Annotated in this window: 16 protein-coding genes; 9 read left to right on the top strand and 7 right to left on the bottom strand. The window is 54.2% G+C overall.

The features are described 5' to 3' along the window. The first annotated feature begins 5 nt into the window (after positions 1 to 5). Entirely contained in the window at positions 6 to 2144 is a 2139-nt protein-coding gene (locus tag VLV32_10160; protein HUL42249.1) for a molybdopterin-dependent oxidoreductase, read from the top strand. A gap of 41 nt (positions 2145 to 2185) precedes the next feature. Here VLV32_10160 and VLV32_10155 read toward each other — a convergent pair whose 3' ends face one another. The 5 genes from VLV32_10155 to VLV32_10135 all read right to left on the bottom strand — a co-directional run bounded on the left by VLV32_10155 (position 2186) and on the right by VLV32_10135 (position 5117). Then, positions 2186 to 2782: an SCO family protein gene (locus tag VLV32_10155; GenBank protein ID HUL42248.1), complete on the bottom strand. Its 597-nt coding sequence runs from the start codon at positions 2780 to 2782 to the stop codon at positions 2186 to 2188. Between the two features lie 9 nt (positions 2783 to 2791). Further along, entirely contained in the window at positions 2792 to 3658 is an 867-nt protein-coding gene (locus tag VLV32_10150) for a cytochrome c oxidase assembly protein (GenBank protein ID HUL42247.1), read from the bottom strand. Positions 3659 to 3694: 36 nt separating this feature from the next. After that, positions 3695 to 4120, bottom strand: coding sequence for a copper chaperone PCu(A)C (locus VLV32_10145; protein HUL42246.1), 426 nt, complete (start codon positions 4118 to 4120; stop codon positions 3695 to 3697). A 198-nt stretch (positions 4121 to 4318) separates the two neighbouring features. Beyond that, positions 4319 to 4801: an SRPBCC family protein gene (locus VLV32_10140; protein ID HUL42245.1), complete on the bottom strand. Its 483-nt coding sequence runs from the start codon at positions 4799 to 4801 to the stop codon at positions 4319 to 4321. Then, the gene (locus VLV32_10135; protein ID HUL42244.1) at positions 4794 to 5117 is read right to left on the bottom strand and encodes a helix-turn-helix domain-containing protein; all 324 of its coding nucleotides are present in this window, start codon (positions 5115 to 5117) and stop codon (positions 4794 to 4796) included. The genes VLV32_10140 and VLV32_10135 overlap by 8 nt, the downstream gene beginning before the upstream one ends. Before the next feature lie 474 nt (positions 5118 to 5591). On the opposite strand from VLV32_10135, the gene VLV32_10130 reads away from it, so the two are divergent. The 3 genes from VLV32_10130 (at position 5592) to VLV32_10120 (ending at position 8989) form a co-directional block, all read left to right on the top strand. Next, positions 5592 to 6185 (top strand): glycerol-3-phosphate acyltransferase, encoded by a 594-nt coding sequence (locus VLV32_10130; GenBank protein ID HUL42243.1) that lies wholly within the window; start codon positions 5592 to 5594, stop codon positions 6183 to 6185. Further along, positions 6185 to 7888, top strand: coding sequence for an aminotransferase class V-fold PLP-dependent enzyme (locus VLV32_10125; GenBank protein ID HUL42242.1), 1704 nt, complete (start codon positions 6185 to 6187; stop codon positions 7886 to 7888). Before VLV32_10130 ends, VLV32_10125 begins: the two co-directional genes overlap by 1 nt. A 171-nt stretch (positions 7889 to 8059) precedes the next feature. Next, positions 8060 to 8989 (top strand): DUF5996 family protein, encoded by a 930-nt coding sequence (locus tag VLV32_10120; GenBank protein HUL42241.1) that lies wholly within the window; start codon positions 8060 to 8062, stop codon positions 8987 to 8989. A 223-nt stretch (positions 8990 to 9212) separates the two neighbouring features. Here the strand turns inward: VLV32_10120 and VLV32_10115 are convergent, their stop codons facing one another. After that, entirely contained in the window at positions 9213 to 9767 is a 555-nt protein-coding gene (locus VLV32_10115; protein HUL42240.1) for a mismatch-specific DNA-glycosylase, read from the bottom strand. A 372-nt stretch (positions 9768 to 10139) separates the two neighbouring features. On the opposite strand from VLV32_10115, the gene VLV32_10110 reads away from it, so the two are divergent. The 3 genes from VLV32_10110 to VLV32_10100 all read left to right on the top strand — a co-directional run bounded on the left by VLV32_10110 (position 10140) and on the right by VLV32_10100 (position 12353). After that, positions 10140 to 10874 (top strand): hypothetical protein, encoded by a 735-nt coding sequence (locus VLV32_10110; GenBank protein ID HUL42239.1) that lies wholly within the window; start codon positions 10140 to 10142, stop codon positions 10872 to 10874. 43 nt (positions 10875 to 10917) lie between these two features. Then, entirely contained in the window at positions 10918 to 11745 is an 828-nt protein-coding gene (locus VLV32_10105; protein ID HUL42238.1) for a mechanosensitive ion channel family protein, read from the top strand. 107 nt (positions 11746 to 11852) lie between these two features. Then, positions 11853 to 12353, top strand: a complete 501-nt coding sequence (locus VLV32_10100; GenBank protein HUL42237.1) for a hypothetical protein — start codon at positions 11853 to 11855, stop codon at positions 12351 to 12353. Between the two features lie 290 nt (positions 12354 to 12643). On the opposite strand, the gene VLV32_10095 is transcribed toward VLV32_10100, so the two are convergent. Continuing rightward, positions 12644 to 13336: a protein-L-isoaspartate(D-aspartate) O-methyltransferase gene (locus VLV32_10095; GenBank protein ID HUL42236.1), complete on the bottom strand. Its 693-nt coding sequence runs from the start codon at positions 13334 to 13336 to the stop codon at positions 12644 to 12646. A 325-nt stretch (positions 13337 to 13661) separates the two neighbouring features. On the opposite strand from VLV32_10095, the gene VLV32_10090 reads away from it, so the two are divergent. Together VLV32_10090 and VLV32_10085 are read left to right on the top strand one after the other, a co-directional pair. Then, complete coding sequence (locus VLV32_10090; GenBank protein ID HUL42235.1) at positions 13662 to 14549, top strand: NAD(P)-dependent oxidoreductase; 888 nt, start codon at positions 13662 to 13664, stop codon at positions 14547 to 14549. A gap of 137 nt (positions 14550 to 14686) precedes the next feature. Further along, on the top strand, positions 14687 to 15456 hold a 770-nt coding region (locus VLV32_10085; protein ID HUL42234.1), incomplete at its 3' end, for an alkaline phosphatase family protein.

Here is a 15456-nt window from a genome sequence, read left to right as displayed (position 1 = left end):
CCACCATGGCAGTGCATGTGAGTGAAACCCGTATTGTTAGAGGCGCTTGCCCCCAGGACTGTCCCGATACCTGCGCTTTTTTATACCATGTCGAGGACGGCAAATTGGTGGAGGTAACGGGCGACCCGGATCACCCGATGACCCGCGGCGGTCTTTGCGTGAAGCTCAAGGACTATGCCGAGCACCACTACAATCCCGACCGCCTGCTGTATGCGATGAAGCGCGTCGGTCCCAAAGGAGGCGGGCAGTTCAAGCGGATCTCCTACGATGAGGCGCTCGCCGAGATCAAGAAGCGCTGGACCGAGATCATCGCCAAATACGGCTCCCAGGCGATCATAAATCACTGTTACCTGGGAAATCAGGGAACCCTGAACGGGCTGACCAGCGGCGACGCCTTCTTCAACCGGCTTGGCGCCACCATCGGCGAAAAGTGCTACTGCGAGTCGGGCTCCTCCACCGCCTGGATCATGACCGTGGGCCCGACGGGCGGGCTCGACGTGGAAAGCCTTGCTTATTCCAAGTACATCATCGTATGGGCGATGAACATGCTGACCACCAACTTGCATGCGTGGCCCTTTATCCTCAAGGCGAAGAAGAATGGCGCGAAGATCGTGGTCATCGATCCGATCCGCACGCGGACGGCGAAACAGGGCGATTGGCACATTGCGATTCGGCCTGGAACGGATGGAGCGCTGGCGCTGGGCATGATGAACGTGATCATTGGCGAGGACCTGGTGGATCACGACTACGTGAAGAAATACACGATCGGTTACGAGGACTTAAAAGTCCGCGCCGCCAAATATACCCCGGAGAAGGTGGCAGCGATTACCGGCGTGCCAGCCGAGGATATTCGCAAGCTGGCACGCGAATATGCCACCAGCCAGCCTTCGGCGATTCGCGAAGGCGTGGCCCTCGAGCGCTGTCCGGGCGGCGGTGACGCGGTCCGCCTGGTCACCTCCTTGCCGGCACTGGTGGGTGCCTGGCGCCATGTCGGTGGCGGCGCGGTCGAGATGCCGATTTGGGAGTTCCCGTTCAATTTCGACTTCATCCAGCGGCCCGACTGGATCAAACCCGGCACGCGCGTCGTCAACGAGCTTGACCTCGGAGCAGCACTCACGGGTGAGAAGAAACTCGATCCACCTCTCATGTCCGTGTTTATACACAACTCCAATCCTGTGTCTCAGCAACAAAACGCAAATAAGCTGATCAAGGGTCTACAGCGCGAGGATCTGTTTACGGTGGTAAGCGAATTGTTCATTACGGACACTGCGCGTTACGCCGATATCCTCCTCCCGGCAACGTTGCAGGCCGAGCAGTATGACCTCCAGGTCACCTGGGGTCATCTCTACATGATGCTCAACCAACCGGCGATCCCGGCTCCCGGGGAATGCGTGTCTAACATTGAGATGTTCCGTCGTCTTGCAAAGACCATGGGCTTCAATGATGACTACTGGAAATTGACCGATGACGAGTTGCTGATGAAGATGTACGACTGGAATTCGCCCGCCTTGAAAGGAATCACTCTGGAGAAGCTCAAGGAAGTGGGGTGGATGCGCCTCAATGTCGGCGCGCCCGACAAGCGCGCACCTCACGCCCAAGGCAACTTCAAGACCCCATCCGGAAAATGCGAGTTCAAAGCCAGCGCAGCCGAAAACGGCAACTTTATCGTCCCTGTCTGGCGCAATGGCTACAATGAGATGCAACCCGGTGATCCAGTTAACGCCGTTCCGGACTATATTCCGCCAACCGAGGCATCCGGTGCGGATGAGAAACTCGCCAAGCGCTACCCGATCAGCCTGATTTCTCCCAAGCCGCATGCGTTTCTGAATTCGCAATATGCAAATGAGACGGTTCAGCAGAAACGTCAAGGCGAGCAGACCGTTGTTATTCACCCGAAGGATGCGGCATCTCGCAACATCAAGAATGGTGACTACGTGCGCGTATTCAACGATCGCGGCTCGTTTGAAGGTAAGGCGGAATTGAGCAACGATGTTTTTGAAGGATTGGCAGTATCCAATTTGGGCTATTGGCCGGGGTTGAGCCGCAACGGCTCGGCAGTGAATTCAACGACTTCGTCGGCGCACTGTAATTTAGGCGGAGCGGGTTGTCAGTCAGATAACCGGGTTGAAATCGCGCGGGCTTGAAGCGGTGAAATGAACAATCCGCCGCCGGCACCGCACACCGCCTAGGAGGCGGACATGGCGTAGAGTTGGTCGAGATCGGCGGTAATGTCCGCTGCGGAATCGCGCGGCAGCATGAGAAGCCGGCTGCGTCCCGTGCCGTCGAACACGAAGACTGCGGTGCTGTGGGTAACGTCGTAGTTGCCGTCTTTATCCGGTTTACCGAATGAGTAGGTGACCCGGTAGCGCTTGGTGAGCGCTTCAAGTTCGTCCGGCGTTCCCCGCAGACCCACGAACCATGAACCGAATGACTGTACGTACTCGTGCATGCGTTCGACGGTGTCGCGCTTCGGATCCACGGTTACGAACAGCACCACGGTGGCGGCGCCGTGATTCCTGGTGGCGTCGAGCGCTTGGCCGAGCTTGGCGAGCGTCGTCGGGCAAACGTCCGGACAGTTGGTGTAGCCGAAATACAGCAGCACCGTCTTGCCCCGGTAGGTCCGCGCGTTAACCGCTTGTCCGGCATCGTCGGTCATGTTGAATTCGAGTGTCGGCATCAGGCCGTCGATATTATCGGTGCGCCAATGCGTCTTTTCGGCACAGGCGACGAGTGCAATGCAGGCGGTGAGCGCGCTAATCAGGATTATTGGGTTTCGCTGCATGTCGTGTGCCTAGACCGGCAAGGACGCCGAGGTTTGAGCATCGGCGCTCGGTCCCTCATCCGAGCGCATCCAGCGCGCAAGCAATATCAGAACCGCGATTACGTGCATCATTGCGGCAGGTATCCAGGTGATCAGCCCGCCGAAGTTCTGGTCCATGAGCGGACTTAGCGGCCAGGCGCGGCCGCAAACGCTGTACACGTCGTACAGCTCCCGGGTGGAAAGGCCGATGTGCGCTCCCAGATAAATTTGCGGCACCATTGAGAGGAGCAGCAGGAATATGCGTGGGCCGAACCCGATCAGCGCGCCTTCGCGCCGCGTGCGCGGATCGAGCATCAACGTCCAGAATAGCAGCCCATCGAGCAGCATGCTCCAGTTCATCGCGAGGTAAATCGGCGCGCTCAGCATGGCGTTGAAATGGATCGAGGGCGTGAGCCAGAGATAAATTAACCCGACGAACAGCACCGGGGCCACCAGCCAGTTCTGCAGCAGGCGGTAGACGAAACGCGTCAGCGAATTGTTGCACAACGGCCGGAACACGCGGCCGGCCATTCCGAAAGGCAAGCCGCGGGCAAGCACCGGCAGCGGTTGCGCGAACACCACGAGGAAGGGACCGATATGATGCAGGACTAGGTGCTGGATGCGATGCATGAAAAACATATGCTGAGAAAAATAGTCCCAGCGCGTTTGCATCACGAAATAAATCGCCGCCCAGCCACCGATGAACGCGAGCCTGCGGCCAAGTCCGGGCCGCTCTTTCAGCGGCTGGTCCATCAGCCCGCGCGCGTAAAGCAAGACAACTCCCGCGCACAGGACGAGCGCCGAGGGAGAGAACTCCCAAGGTAGAAGAAAGCTAACAGCCGCCTTCAGGTCGTCCATCATCTGCGCAAGCGAACGACCACCAAGCAGTCCGTATCATCTCGCGGTCGGGCCGCGCACCTCGAACTGCGCGGTGACCTTCTGCCCATCGGAGAAATTGAGCGTCACCGGTACTGTCGATCCCACTGCGATCCGATGCTTCGGGTTCATCAGCATCAAATGGTAGCCGCCCGGGTGAAACGCGACCTTGCCGCCGGGCGGCAATTCGATCTTGTCTACGTCGATCATTTTTGCCACTCCGCCCTGTTCCACCGTTTTGTGCATCATAACCATGCCGTAATCTGGCGAACTCGCGCCTACCAGTGCCGTCGCCTGCGGGCCGGGGTTGCGCAAAGCGAAATAGCCGCCCGCGGGTGCGCCCGCGGGCAGTTGCCGGATCCAGGCGCCTGAGACTTCGACGTCCCCGGCCCACGCGATCGCGGCGAACAGCAGGGATATGATCATAAGCAAGAAACGCGTCATGTCGGCTCCTCCTTACGACGACGGAGTAAATAATTAGTATCTCGAATAAGAACATAAGTTCCGCTCCCCGTCCAGCGCGCTCCGAAGGTTTCCATTGCCGTGAATCTCGCAATACATCTCGAGGCCGTTGACGGGAACGTAGCCCGAGCTCACGAACGTCTTATAAGGCCGGGCATTCGCGTGTTCTCGCGACAGTTATCATGCGGCTACTCCTTTGGCGACGAGTGTCGCACAGCCCGATTCTTTTCCGGCCCAAATATCGAGCGCCTTGCCGGTTTCCAGGAAGGATTTCATGCTGGAGAGCACGAGCGGCCATCCCGCGGCGACCCGGCTTGCCATATTTGAATCTTTCGTGAAGTTACCATGTATGACAATGAGGCGTACCATATTCCCGACAGGCTCGATTTCGAAAGTGACCTGGGAAACGTCTGCCGCATCGTCGGGACTGGCCCAGGTCAACACCAGACGTTTGGCCGGTACGCTTTCCAACACTTCTCCAGCAATTACGACTGTGCGACTGTCATCTATGGTGAAAGATTGCCATTTGGAGCCTTTCTTCCAGTCGGAAACATTGTCTTTGCCCCAGTATTGGCGAGTAAACTCGGGGTTGGTAATAACGGCCCACAGTTTTTCCGGTGTGGTCTTGATATAAGTGGTGTAGATAAATTCAGGCTTAGTCATGATCGTGCTCCTTTAAGGCTTGTTTAAGGTTATACAGCGCTTGAACCCTTGGTTGTTCAAACTTGCCGATCCAACGCATGTAAATCTCGTTGATCGGCACTGGATTGAGGTAATGCAACTTTTCGCGCCCCCGTTTCACCGTGACGACGAGATTCGCCGCCTCCAGCAAAACAAGATGCTTGGTTACCGCCTGACGACTCATCTCGTGCTCATTGCAAAGCTCGCCTAGCGTCAGCCCGTTCTTCCTGCGCAGCCGGTCGAGCAACTGCCTGCGGCTGGGATCGGCGAGGGCCTTGAACACTTTGTCTTCGTCCATAACCACGTGGCAATTATATGCAACCATTGGGTTGCATGTCAAGCTGGTGCGTTTCCAGCGCCTGTTGGGGACTTAGGGGCGGTCGCCACGGTTGCGGAAAATATTTTGACTTTGCGGTACACTTTGGTTTTACAAAAACGATATCCGCGCAGAACCATGCTGCGGATTCAGGCGGTCCGCTGGGGTTATTTGATCTTGAGCTTGATCACGATCGCTGCGACGGTGATGGGGAGCCATGGCGCATAGTGATCAATTGAAACAGTAGGCTCTGGAAAAAATGCAATTCGGCCCATGGGTTACCTGGACTACGGCATGCGGTGCGGAGACGCGCCGAGACCTTGGGGCATGTTCCTGATTACCCTCACCGCTTAGCGGGTTGAGGTATTCGCGTCCGCAACGTTTGCGGCAAAACGAAAGGCTGGTAACCAACTTCCATTGTTTAAACTTCGGTACTCAACTCTTGTGAACAAGTAAATGCAAACGGCAATCACTGCTTTTGTTGTTGCTGTTTTCTCATATGTAGTCGGCTCCGCGGTAGCCGGCTATTACCTTACTTATTGGCGAACCGGTCGCGACGTTCGTGATATGGGTAGTGGCAGCGCGGGCGCACGTAATGCTGCTCGAGTTCTCGGTCCAAGGTATGGTGTTCTGGTATTTAGCTTGGATTTTGCAAAAGGGCTGATCGTTGCTCTGACAATAACGGCAATGCCCGGAAATGAACTGTACACCGGTGTTGCTGCGACAGCTGTGGTAATGGGTCACGTGTGGCCGGCACAATTAAGGTTTGATGGTGGTAGGGGGGTGGCGCCCGCCGCCGGGGCACTCATGGTTTGGCAGCCTGCCGTTTTAGCCGTTGTCGCTTTGGCTTATTTAGTGTCTCGAATTTTGATTCAAAAAATTGAAAAAAGCGCTTTAATCGCGTTTGGAAGCGGAATCTTGCTTAGCCCCATGCTGGTAAATTCGGCCCGAGCGACCGCATTTTGCGTTGCCATCCTTGCAATTCTTAGTTGGACTCATCGCCATGGGCTTTTTCAGGGTGACGGACGATCTGGCCAAGGAGGAACTTGATGAAGAACAAAACTGCACATCTGGAGTTTGGGTCGGCTAAAGCACCCGACGAATTTGATCAGATTTATCGATTAAATCACCAAACTTTCACGGGCGAGATTCCGCAGCATCCTCCGAAAGATGACGGAAGATTGATTGATAGATTTCACTCCGAAAACGAGTATGTTATTTGCAAGGACGGCCCAAATGTTGTGGGCATGATCGCCGTACGCGCAGTCAGGCCATTTTCTCTTGACGAGAAACTTCCCGATCTTGACCGGTACATCCCGCCAAACCGATCCGTATGCGAGCTACGACTTTTGGCGGTGCAAAAGGGATATAGACACAAGCATGTTTTACCCGGCCTTTTTCGTGAACTTCTAAATGTATGCAGAAAACGTAACCTGGATTACGCCTTGATTTCAGGGAGTACCAGACAAATCAGGCTATACCTCCACCTAGGGTTTGTACCCTTTGGACCGCTCATCGGGAAACCAGGCGCATTTTTTCAGCCCATGGGGATAGCAATAGAAGGGCTAAAGGTAGCTTGGCTCGAGTCGCAAGACGAAGCACCAATTGCCGATACTGACAACTCGTATAAATGCATGCTACCAAGTCTGGCGCAAGTGCATCCTGATGTAATTAGGGCAGCCGCCACGTCACTCCAGCCGCATCGTTCACCCGAGGTTGTAGCGGTGCTCGAAAACTGCCGCGAGCGCCTGATTAAAATTGCGCGAGCCGAAGTTGTGCAAGTAATGCTTGGCAGCGGCACGTTGGCGAATGATGCTATTGCTCAGCAATTGCGCTTTATTGAGGGTCAGGGCGTCGTACTTTCCAACGGAGAGTTCGGTGACCGTTTAATTGATCATGCGAAACGTGCAAATTTGAAATTCAGCGCTTACAAAATAAAATGGGGGGAGACGTTCGACTTTGAATCTGTTGCGCGTCAAGTTTCGGGCAACAAAAAATTGCATTGGATCTGGATGGTGCACTGTGAAACTTCAACTGGAATTCTCAACGACTTGACCAAATTTAGCCGGTTAGCCAAGAAATTAGGAGCTAACCCAATACTGGATTGCGTGAGTTCATTTTGCAATGTCGAGGTAGATCTGCGCGACGTTACATTTGCTTCAGCAGTTAGTGGCAAAGGATTGGCGGCATTGCCTGGACTGGCTTTTGTATTTCACAAGGAAGGAGTCTTGCATAGCGGGGGCGCGATTCCCAGATATCTGGATCTTGCTTTGTATGCAGCGAACGAGAGCATCCCATTTACGCATTCTTCCACCCTTATTCAAGCCTTAGCTACGGCACTTGATCATTTCAACGAGAAAAATCTTGAACGGCAAATTGTATTGTCCTCTACTATTCGCAAGGCTCTCATCAGTGAGGGATTCAAAGTGATAGGTGACGGAGCGGATTCGGCGCCATTCGTTGTTACGATCGCATTGCCTCCCGAGCTTGATAGCGTGGAAATCGGGCAAAAAATGAGCAACAAGTATTTTAGGATTGGATATCTGAGCCGTTACCTTCGCGAGCGCAACTGGATTCAGCTTGCATGGATGGGAGAAATCGGAATAGGAGATGCCTTATCTGCGGTAACCTCTCTTCAGACCTTATGCGCGTTAAAGCGAGACCCGGCTGGTCAAATTGGTACAACGCGTGGCAGCACTAAGGCGCGAGACGAATCGCATTTGAAATATCCTAATGTCACTCCTGGCGTTTAGCGCATCAAAAAAATCGAGTCCTGCTGGCCGAAGTACACCGCCCATTTCGCGCAATGGAGTGACCGGAGGGAGCGAAATGCAAATCCCAAATGCAGTTAAATGTTGCGCCTCGTATCGCGGGATGTAGCGGGGGCTGCTCATCGCCGCGCGAAATCGTGTAGGGCTCAAACTATGGTGTCCTTTGTTGCAGACAAACCGGAATGCTGGCCCGCACTGGCACTGGACTCGTGGAAAGATACCTGTGCCACGCTCCACATGTGGACCCAGATCGTGGGCAAGGTTCGGCTGGGTCTGACGCCGCTCATCAACCATTGGTGGAATGTTCCGCTGTACGTAACCGCCCAGGGCCTGACTACGTCGCGCATTCCGTATGGCGAAAGGTCATTTGAGCTCTGCTTCGACTTCAGACGCCATCAACTTGTGCTGGAGACGAGTGACGGAGTGCTGAAAACACTGCCGCTTGCTCCCCGCGCAGTGGCCGATTTCTATCAGGAATTCATGAAAATGCTTCGGTCCGTAGGAATTGAAGTCAAAATTTGGCACATGCCGGTCGAAATTCCCGATCCGATTCCTTTCGACCAGGATCGGTTACACGCGTCGTACGATGCCGTATCGGTGGAGAAATTCTGGCGCATCTTATTGTCGGTGGATGCAGTCTTCGGCCGATTCAGGTCGGGATTTATCGGCAAGTGCAGCCCGGTGCATTTCTTCTGGGGAAGCTTCGACCTTGCGGTCAGCCGCTTCTCGGGCCGGCGAGCGCCCGAAAAACCCGGTGCCGACGCAATGACGCGGGAAGCCTATTCGCACGAAGTGAGCAGTGTCGGTTTTTGGCCCGGCAGCGGAGATATCAAGGACGCAGCCTTTTATTCCTACACGGTACCCGAACCGCAGGGGTTTAAGGAGGCGCGTGTCCGGCCGGATGCGGCTTTCTACCACAAGCAGCTTGGTGAATTCATTTTGATGTACGAGGAGGTTCGGAAAGCCGAATCGCCAAGCGCATCATTGCTCGATTTCTGCCAAAGCACCTATGACGCCGGGGCTTCCCTGGGCAATTGGGATCGCAAGGGATTGGAGCGCCCGCGAGCAGGCGCGCGGGGCTGATGCGATAGAAGACCAAAAATAGTTGCTGAAGGTGCTGCGCTTAACCAGATCAAATCGCGGGTTGGTACAAACTCTGGATTGGGATTTCACGCCAACGCTTTTGGCGGGGCAGGCAAATAAATAGACGCGCGATTATTTCCAACGCAAACGCCGGATTTGTTTTAAGGCGCTTAAACTTTGATATTCAAGACTGACCTTCCGATGAAAATAGCTGTCTTGAAGTCTATTTCAAATTTGCATTTCTGCACAGTTCATCGCGCAAGGTTTTCAGCCGAGAGTACCATTTGATCAATTCCGCAAGCGAGAACACCGCATTGGCCGGGCTTGGGTTAGGGGTGACGAATACCGCGGAACGTCCGATGACCGCAACCTGTTGGCCCCAGGTAAAGTTAATTTTCCGGCCTTCGGCATAAAGCAAGTAATTTCTATAGGCCATCTTTCCATGAAACCAAGCGATGCGTGGCTGGTGGTGTATCAGCTTGTCGCGCAGGAGCGGTGCCCACTTACGGAAGTCGGCTGGTTTGATCTGGGCGGCCCCGGAAGTAGGACGCTTCACCAGATCTGTGAATCCGATCCCGTGGTCGCGCAGCAAAATTGTCATGGCAGTCTTACCCGGAGTCAATTCCTGTTCTGCGAGTCGCGACGCGTTGAAGGCTTGCCAGAAGCGGTTTTGCGGTCGCGCGAAATAAAACCCCGACTTAACCGAGTACACGGACGGATTGAGTCCGATCGAAATAATATCGAGGTTGGGGCGCAAATAGTCGTCTAGTGTTTGCATGGCATTTTTGATTGGAATTCTAGTTGCGGGGGAATTTTAGTACTACTCTCACACGCAGAGACAATTCAATTTTGAAAAGGGTAAAATAGCATTTCAGTTGCTTTTTTCCTCGTGGTTCGCAGGTGAGCAAAATTCACTACGACGGAAAATTTTCTAGCTCTTAAAAAATGCCTGCACGATGGATACTCCACGCAAAATGCGATCCGGCACAGTTAGTTGCACTGCGGCACGCCGACAGTTTCGCCGTGAGACCGGCATATATTTTTGCTTTCCTTTCTTCCGGCATTTCCGGCATACTTTTCCTGTGGCCGGTGAGACGAATGCGGCCTGTGCCGAGCCCTCGATTTAATCTGGACTTTAACGGAGAAAGCCATGAAAAAAGTTTTGCTGGGAATTGCAGTTGTCGTGCTGCTGGTGATCGCCGGTACGGTCTGGTGGCTCTACACCTCGCTCGATTCGGTGGTTGCCTCAGCGATTCGCGAATACGGACCGCAGATTACCGGCGTCTCGGTCAGGCTCTCGAGCGTGAAAATCCTGCCCGCCGACGGCACGGCGTCGCTTCGCGGCCTGGTGATTGGAAATCCTAAAGGCTTTAACACCGAGCATGCGCTGTCACTCAGCGAAATCAGCATGAAGCTCGATATCGCCTCGCTCACCAAGGATGTGGTTCTGATCAAGGACATCTCGATTATCAAGCCGGATATCGCCTACGATTACGGACCGAGCGGCAGCAATCTCGACGTCATCAAGCACAACGTCGACCGCTACGTTGGCGCAAGCCTTCGCGGAACGAGCGAATCCAAAGGGAAGAGTTCGGGTAAGAAATTCATAATTGAAAATCTCTATGTGAAGGACGGCAAGGTCGAAGTGAGTACTGAAATGCTCAAAGGCAAGACGGAATCGGTATCGCTGCCCGATCTGCATCTGCGCGATATCGGCAAGAAATCGAATGGCGCAACTGCCGGCGAGGTTACCGGGGAAGTGCTGGCCGCGATCACCCAAAGCGTAACCAAGGAAGCCCGCTCACTTAATCTTGGTAAAACAGTTGAGAGCGTCGAGAAAAGCGCAGGATCGGTCGGCGGGGAACTCAAGGGGCTGCTCAAGTAATTCTGCGGCCAATGTGCGTCACGGGTACTAGGAAAGGACGCCTATGAGCGAAGAACTTGCAACGCTGGAACACGCGAAACGCACGGCCATGGATTTGGCGATCCAGTTCGGACCGCGGGCACTGGTTGCCGCGGCGATAATTGTCGTCGGCGTTTTCGCGGGGCGCTGGACTGGCACGATCGTCGATAACGGTCTCAAAAAACTCAGTCTTGAACCACCGGTTCGCGAGCTGCTGGTTCGGATCGTGCGCATCTTCGTTCTGGTCTTGTTCGCGATTATGGCGCTGCAGAACCTTGGAGTGGAACTGCTGCCTTTGATCGCAGGCCTCGGCGTGGCCGGCGCCGGTGTCGCTTTAGCGATGCAAGGCGTGCTTGGAAATATGGTGGCGGGATTGACCATCATCTTTACCCGGCCGTTCCGCGTCGGCGAATACATATCGATCGCCGGCGAAGAAGGCCAGGTTGAAAAAATCAGTCTGTTCAGCACAGTGTTGAGTCACCCGGATCTGTCGCAAGTGATTATCCCGAACCGCAAGATTGTCGGCGAGGTCCTGCACAACTACGGAAAAATTAGGCAGCTCGATATCTTGGTTGGTGTTGCCTACGATACCGACCTGAACAAAGCTCTTTCGGTGATCGGCGAGATATTGCAGAACAATCCGCGGATACTGAAAGAACCGGCTCCCATTATTGCGGTGAGCGCGTTCGCACAATCCTCGATCAACATTTCGGTGAAGCCATGGGCCAACGTGCCGGATTACTACGCGGCGGGAGCCGAACTCAAGAAGACGATCGTGGAAACCTTTCGCAGCAGGAACATTGTCATCCCATTTCCGCAACACGAAGTGCGGGTGCTGGGGAGCGCGGCATGAGGGCAGATGGCCGCGGCGCGCAATTAAAGACAGCCTGAGTTCGCATTCGAAGCATTTTCTAAATCGCTTAGGATCCGAATCCAGGCATTTAGCGTTGCGCAGCGGAAATGCAAGGCCGGCAGCCTGAAATCCGAAACGTGCTTTGTTGGGGTGCTCTATTACTATTGTTCCTGTCGATCGGTGTCGCCTCAGGCGGTGAGCTTCCTGACCACCGGTTGACGCCGGGTACGAAAAATCCGGATGTTACGCAAAACAACATTCAAAATACCATCTGCATTAGGGGATACACAAAAACCATTCGGCCACCCGCCAACTACACCAATCGCCTAAAGAAAAAACAAATAGCGCAGTACGGTTATGGACACGCCAATCCTAAGGCTTTTGAGGAGGACCATCTCATCTCGCTGGGAATAGGCGGCAATCCGACCGACCCCAAAAATCTTTGGCCTGAACCCAGGAACGGTCACTGGTCCGCTTCACGAAAGGACAAACTGGAATACAGGTTGCATGAGCTCGTTTGCAATATGAATGTGACGCTTGACCAGGCACAACAGGAAATGAGTACCAATTGGATTCAAGCTTACAGGAAATACATTGGCCCTTGGTGATGTTGGGCGGGCAGAGTGGCCCAGGTAGGATCGGCCGGCAAATCTTTCAAGGGAACTGTATCGCCTGCCATGGAGCCAATGGCGTAGGCGTGGTGCCTGAAGTGCCCAATTTTATCGCTAGAAAGAAATAGTGCGCTCGGTAATAAGTCCGGGGCGGAAATAAATCTAGTAATCATTTCGGCCGCGTGAGGTTGGAAGCGTCGAATGTTTTCGTCTACCGGAAGTTTGTCGTAGCTCGGCGTCCCGCAGGAAATAGCGCGTTCGCTTTCACCGGAATTGCACGATGTTCGTTAACTTGACAATGTTCCTGCGGTGTCGCCGCTTTCATCGAGTGGCGAGAAGCGTACCGGCAATATCTCCGTGGTAACCAGCTTGCCGCTTTCCGCTTTCTCCACAAGCACCAGTTGCTGATTGTCGGGTATACCTGTGGGGATCACCATTTTGCCGCCGGGTTTCAGCTGCGCGATCAGTGGCGGCGGGATGAGGTCAGGCGCCGCAGTGACCATGATCTTGTCGAACGGTGCGTGGTCCGGCCAGCCGTAATAGCCATTGCCGATGTGCACTTCGATGTTGTGGTATCCAAGACGCTGGAGCCGGCGTCGGGCGTTGCGGGCGAGCTCATCGATGAGTTCAATTCCGTAGACGTGCTTTACCAACTCCGACAGAATCGCGGCCTGATAGCCGACCCCCGCGCCCACTTCCAGCACGGAATCGCCGGGCTGCGGCTCGAGAAGGTCAGTCATGAGCGCGACGATGAACGGCTGAGAAATGGTTTTGTCGTACCCGATGGGCAGCGGCCGGTTGAGATACGCATACGGTTGCAGTTCCAGCGGGACGAACTCGTGGCGCGGAATCTTGCTCATTACCTCGATCACGCGTGCGTTGAGCGCGGCCTTTCCCAGCTGTGATGTGAGAAACACAGTTTCCGCGACAACCTCGGCAATCATCTGCTGCCGCAAAGAATCAAATTGCTGTTTTTCCATCGCGCTTCCCGCTTGGTCTACCGTAAATCAACATTACAGCTTACATTAATGAACACAAATTTGCCGCAGTCAAATCGTATTCATCAACTTAACCTAAAATTGGTTGAGTGACACGCATTATTTTGCCGAAGTGCATGGAGGAAGTGCGCTGAGAACTTCAGCATGGAAATTCCAATTGGGGAATGATGCACCGTAGGGAGAATCGGCGAGGAGACGAAATATTCTTAAGGCTGTAAAATTCACTTGGACATTCAGCGTTGGCAAGAAATGCTCCCCCATTGTTTCGGGGTTATGATCATTAAATGTTAGTCAATCGAGGAGAGCCATGACCAAATCAATCGGATTTATCGGCTTAGGGCAAATGGGCGAGCCCATGGCTCGCAACATTCTTAAGGGCGGATTTAAGGTTTGCGTCTATAACCGCACTCTAGCCAAGACAGAGAGCCTGGCTCGCGAAGGTGCGCAAGTTGCAAAGCGGCCTGCGGGCGTGGTCGTGCCGGGGGGAATGGTCGTCACCATGCTTGCCAACGACGCGGCGCTGGAAGAGGTGGTCCTTGGTACTAACGGTATTGTCAAAGTGCTGGGCAAAGGCGGCGTGCACATTTCCATGAGCACAATTTCGCCTGAGACCGCAAGGAAGCTCGCTACTGCGCACGAGCAAAACGGCAGCCTGTATCTGGCGGCGCCGGTGTTCGGCCGCCCCGAGGCCGCGGCGGACCGCAAACTATGGATCTGCGTTTCCGGCCCCAAGGCAGCCTATGCAACTGCAACACCCGTGCTGCAGGCACTCGGGCAGGGCGTGCATTATTTCGGCGAGGACCCCGGCGCAGCCAACGTGGTTAAGCTTGCGGGCAACTTTTTAATCGCTTCCGCAATTGAAGCATTAGCCGAAGCGCTGGCCTTGGGTCAGAAGAATCATGTCGACCGTGGTGCGCTAGCCGGTTTTTTCGCGCAGACAATTTTCGCCTGTCCAATTTATGTAAACTACGGCAGGATCATCGCTGAAGAAAGGTACACTCCGCCCGGATTTAAGCTGGCGCTGGGCCTGAAGGACATCGGCTTGGCCCTCAACACCGCTCAAGCAAGCCAGGTGCCGATGCCTTTGGCCAGCCTGTTGCGAGACCGCCTGCTGGCTTCGAGCGCACAAGGCAGGCAGGATATGGATTGGACCGCGATCGCTTTAGCGGTATCTGAAAACGCCGGGCTGAAATAAGAACGCAACCCCGCGCATGCAGCAATAACAACATTGCGTCGGGCATTTTGAGTTCTTCTCGGATGCGGCCTGTCTCAATAACAAACCATCGTAAATTAATTCGCGCGGCCGTCTATGCAACGGCCCTATGTAACCCGTTGATAATTTGTGGACACGCTTATGGTGAAGAACAAGCAACACCCGCGATCGGGCAAGTCCCGCGCCCGGATCACATCGTAATTGTCATCGAGGAGAACAAGTCCTATGGGCAAATTATCGGCAACAAGGCCGCAAAGTACCTAAATCAACTGGCCCGTGACGGCGCTTTGTTCGACAATTCATTTGCGATTACACATCCAAGTCAGCCGAATTATCTTGCGCTGTTTTCCGGGTCAACTCACGACGTGACGAATAACGAGTGCCCGGTCAATGTCACGGGGGATAATCTTGCGAACGAGCTGCGGAAGAAGGGTTTGAGTTTCGGCATGTACGCGGAGGCGATACCTTCCGTTGGCTACGAAGGGTGCTTCGCCGCGAATGATCTTTACGCCCGGAAGCATAATCCCGCAGTAAACTGGCAGGGCAAGAATTTGCCGCCCGATGAGAACATGCCGTTTGATATGTTTCCTTCAGATTTTTCGAAGCTCCCAACGGTTTCAATGGTGATCCCTAACCAGATTAATAATATGCACGATGGGCGAACGATATCGGAAAAAATCACTCGAGGTGACGTGTGGTTGAGTAATAACCTTAATTCTTACGTGCGGTGGGCCCAAAGACATAACAGTCTATTAATAATCACCTGGGATGAGGACGACGGCTGGAGCAATAATCACATTCCAACAATATTTGCCGGTCCCATGACAAAGGCGGGCACTTACCACGAGCGTATTGATCATTATGATGTCCTGCGAACGATCGAAGACAT

Source organism: Burkholderiales bacterium (genome assembly GCA_035518095.1).
Classification (GTDB): Bacteria; Pseudomonadota; Gammaproteobacteria; order Burkholderiales; family JAHFRG01; genus JAHFRG01.
Note: the sequence above shows the minus strand (reverse complement) of the source record. Positions and strands in the feature narration are given on the sequence as shown.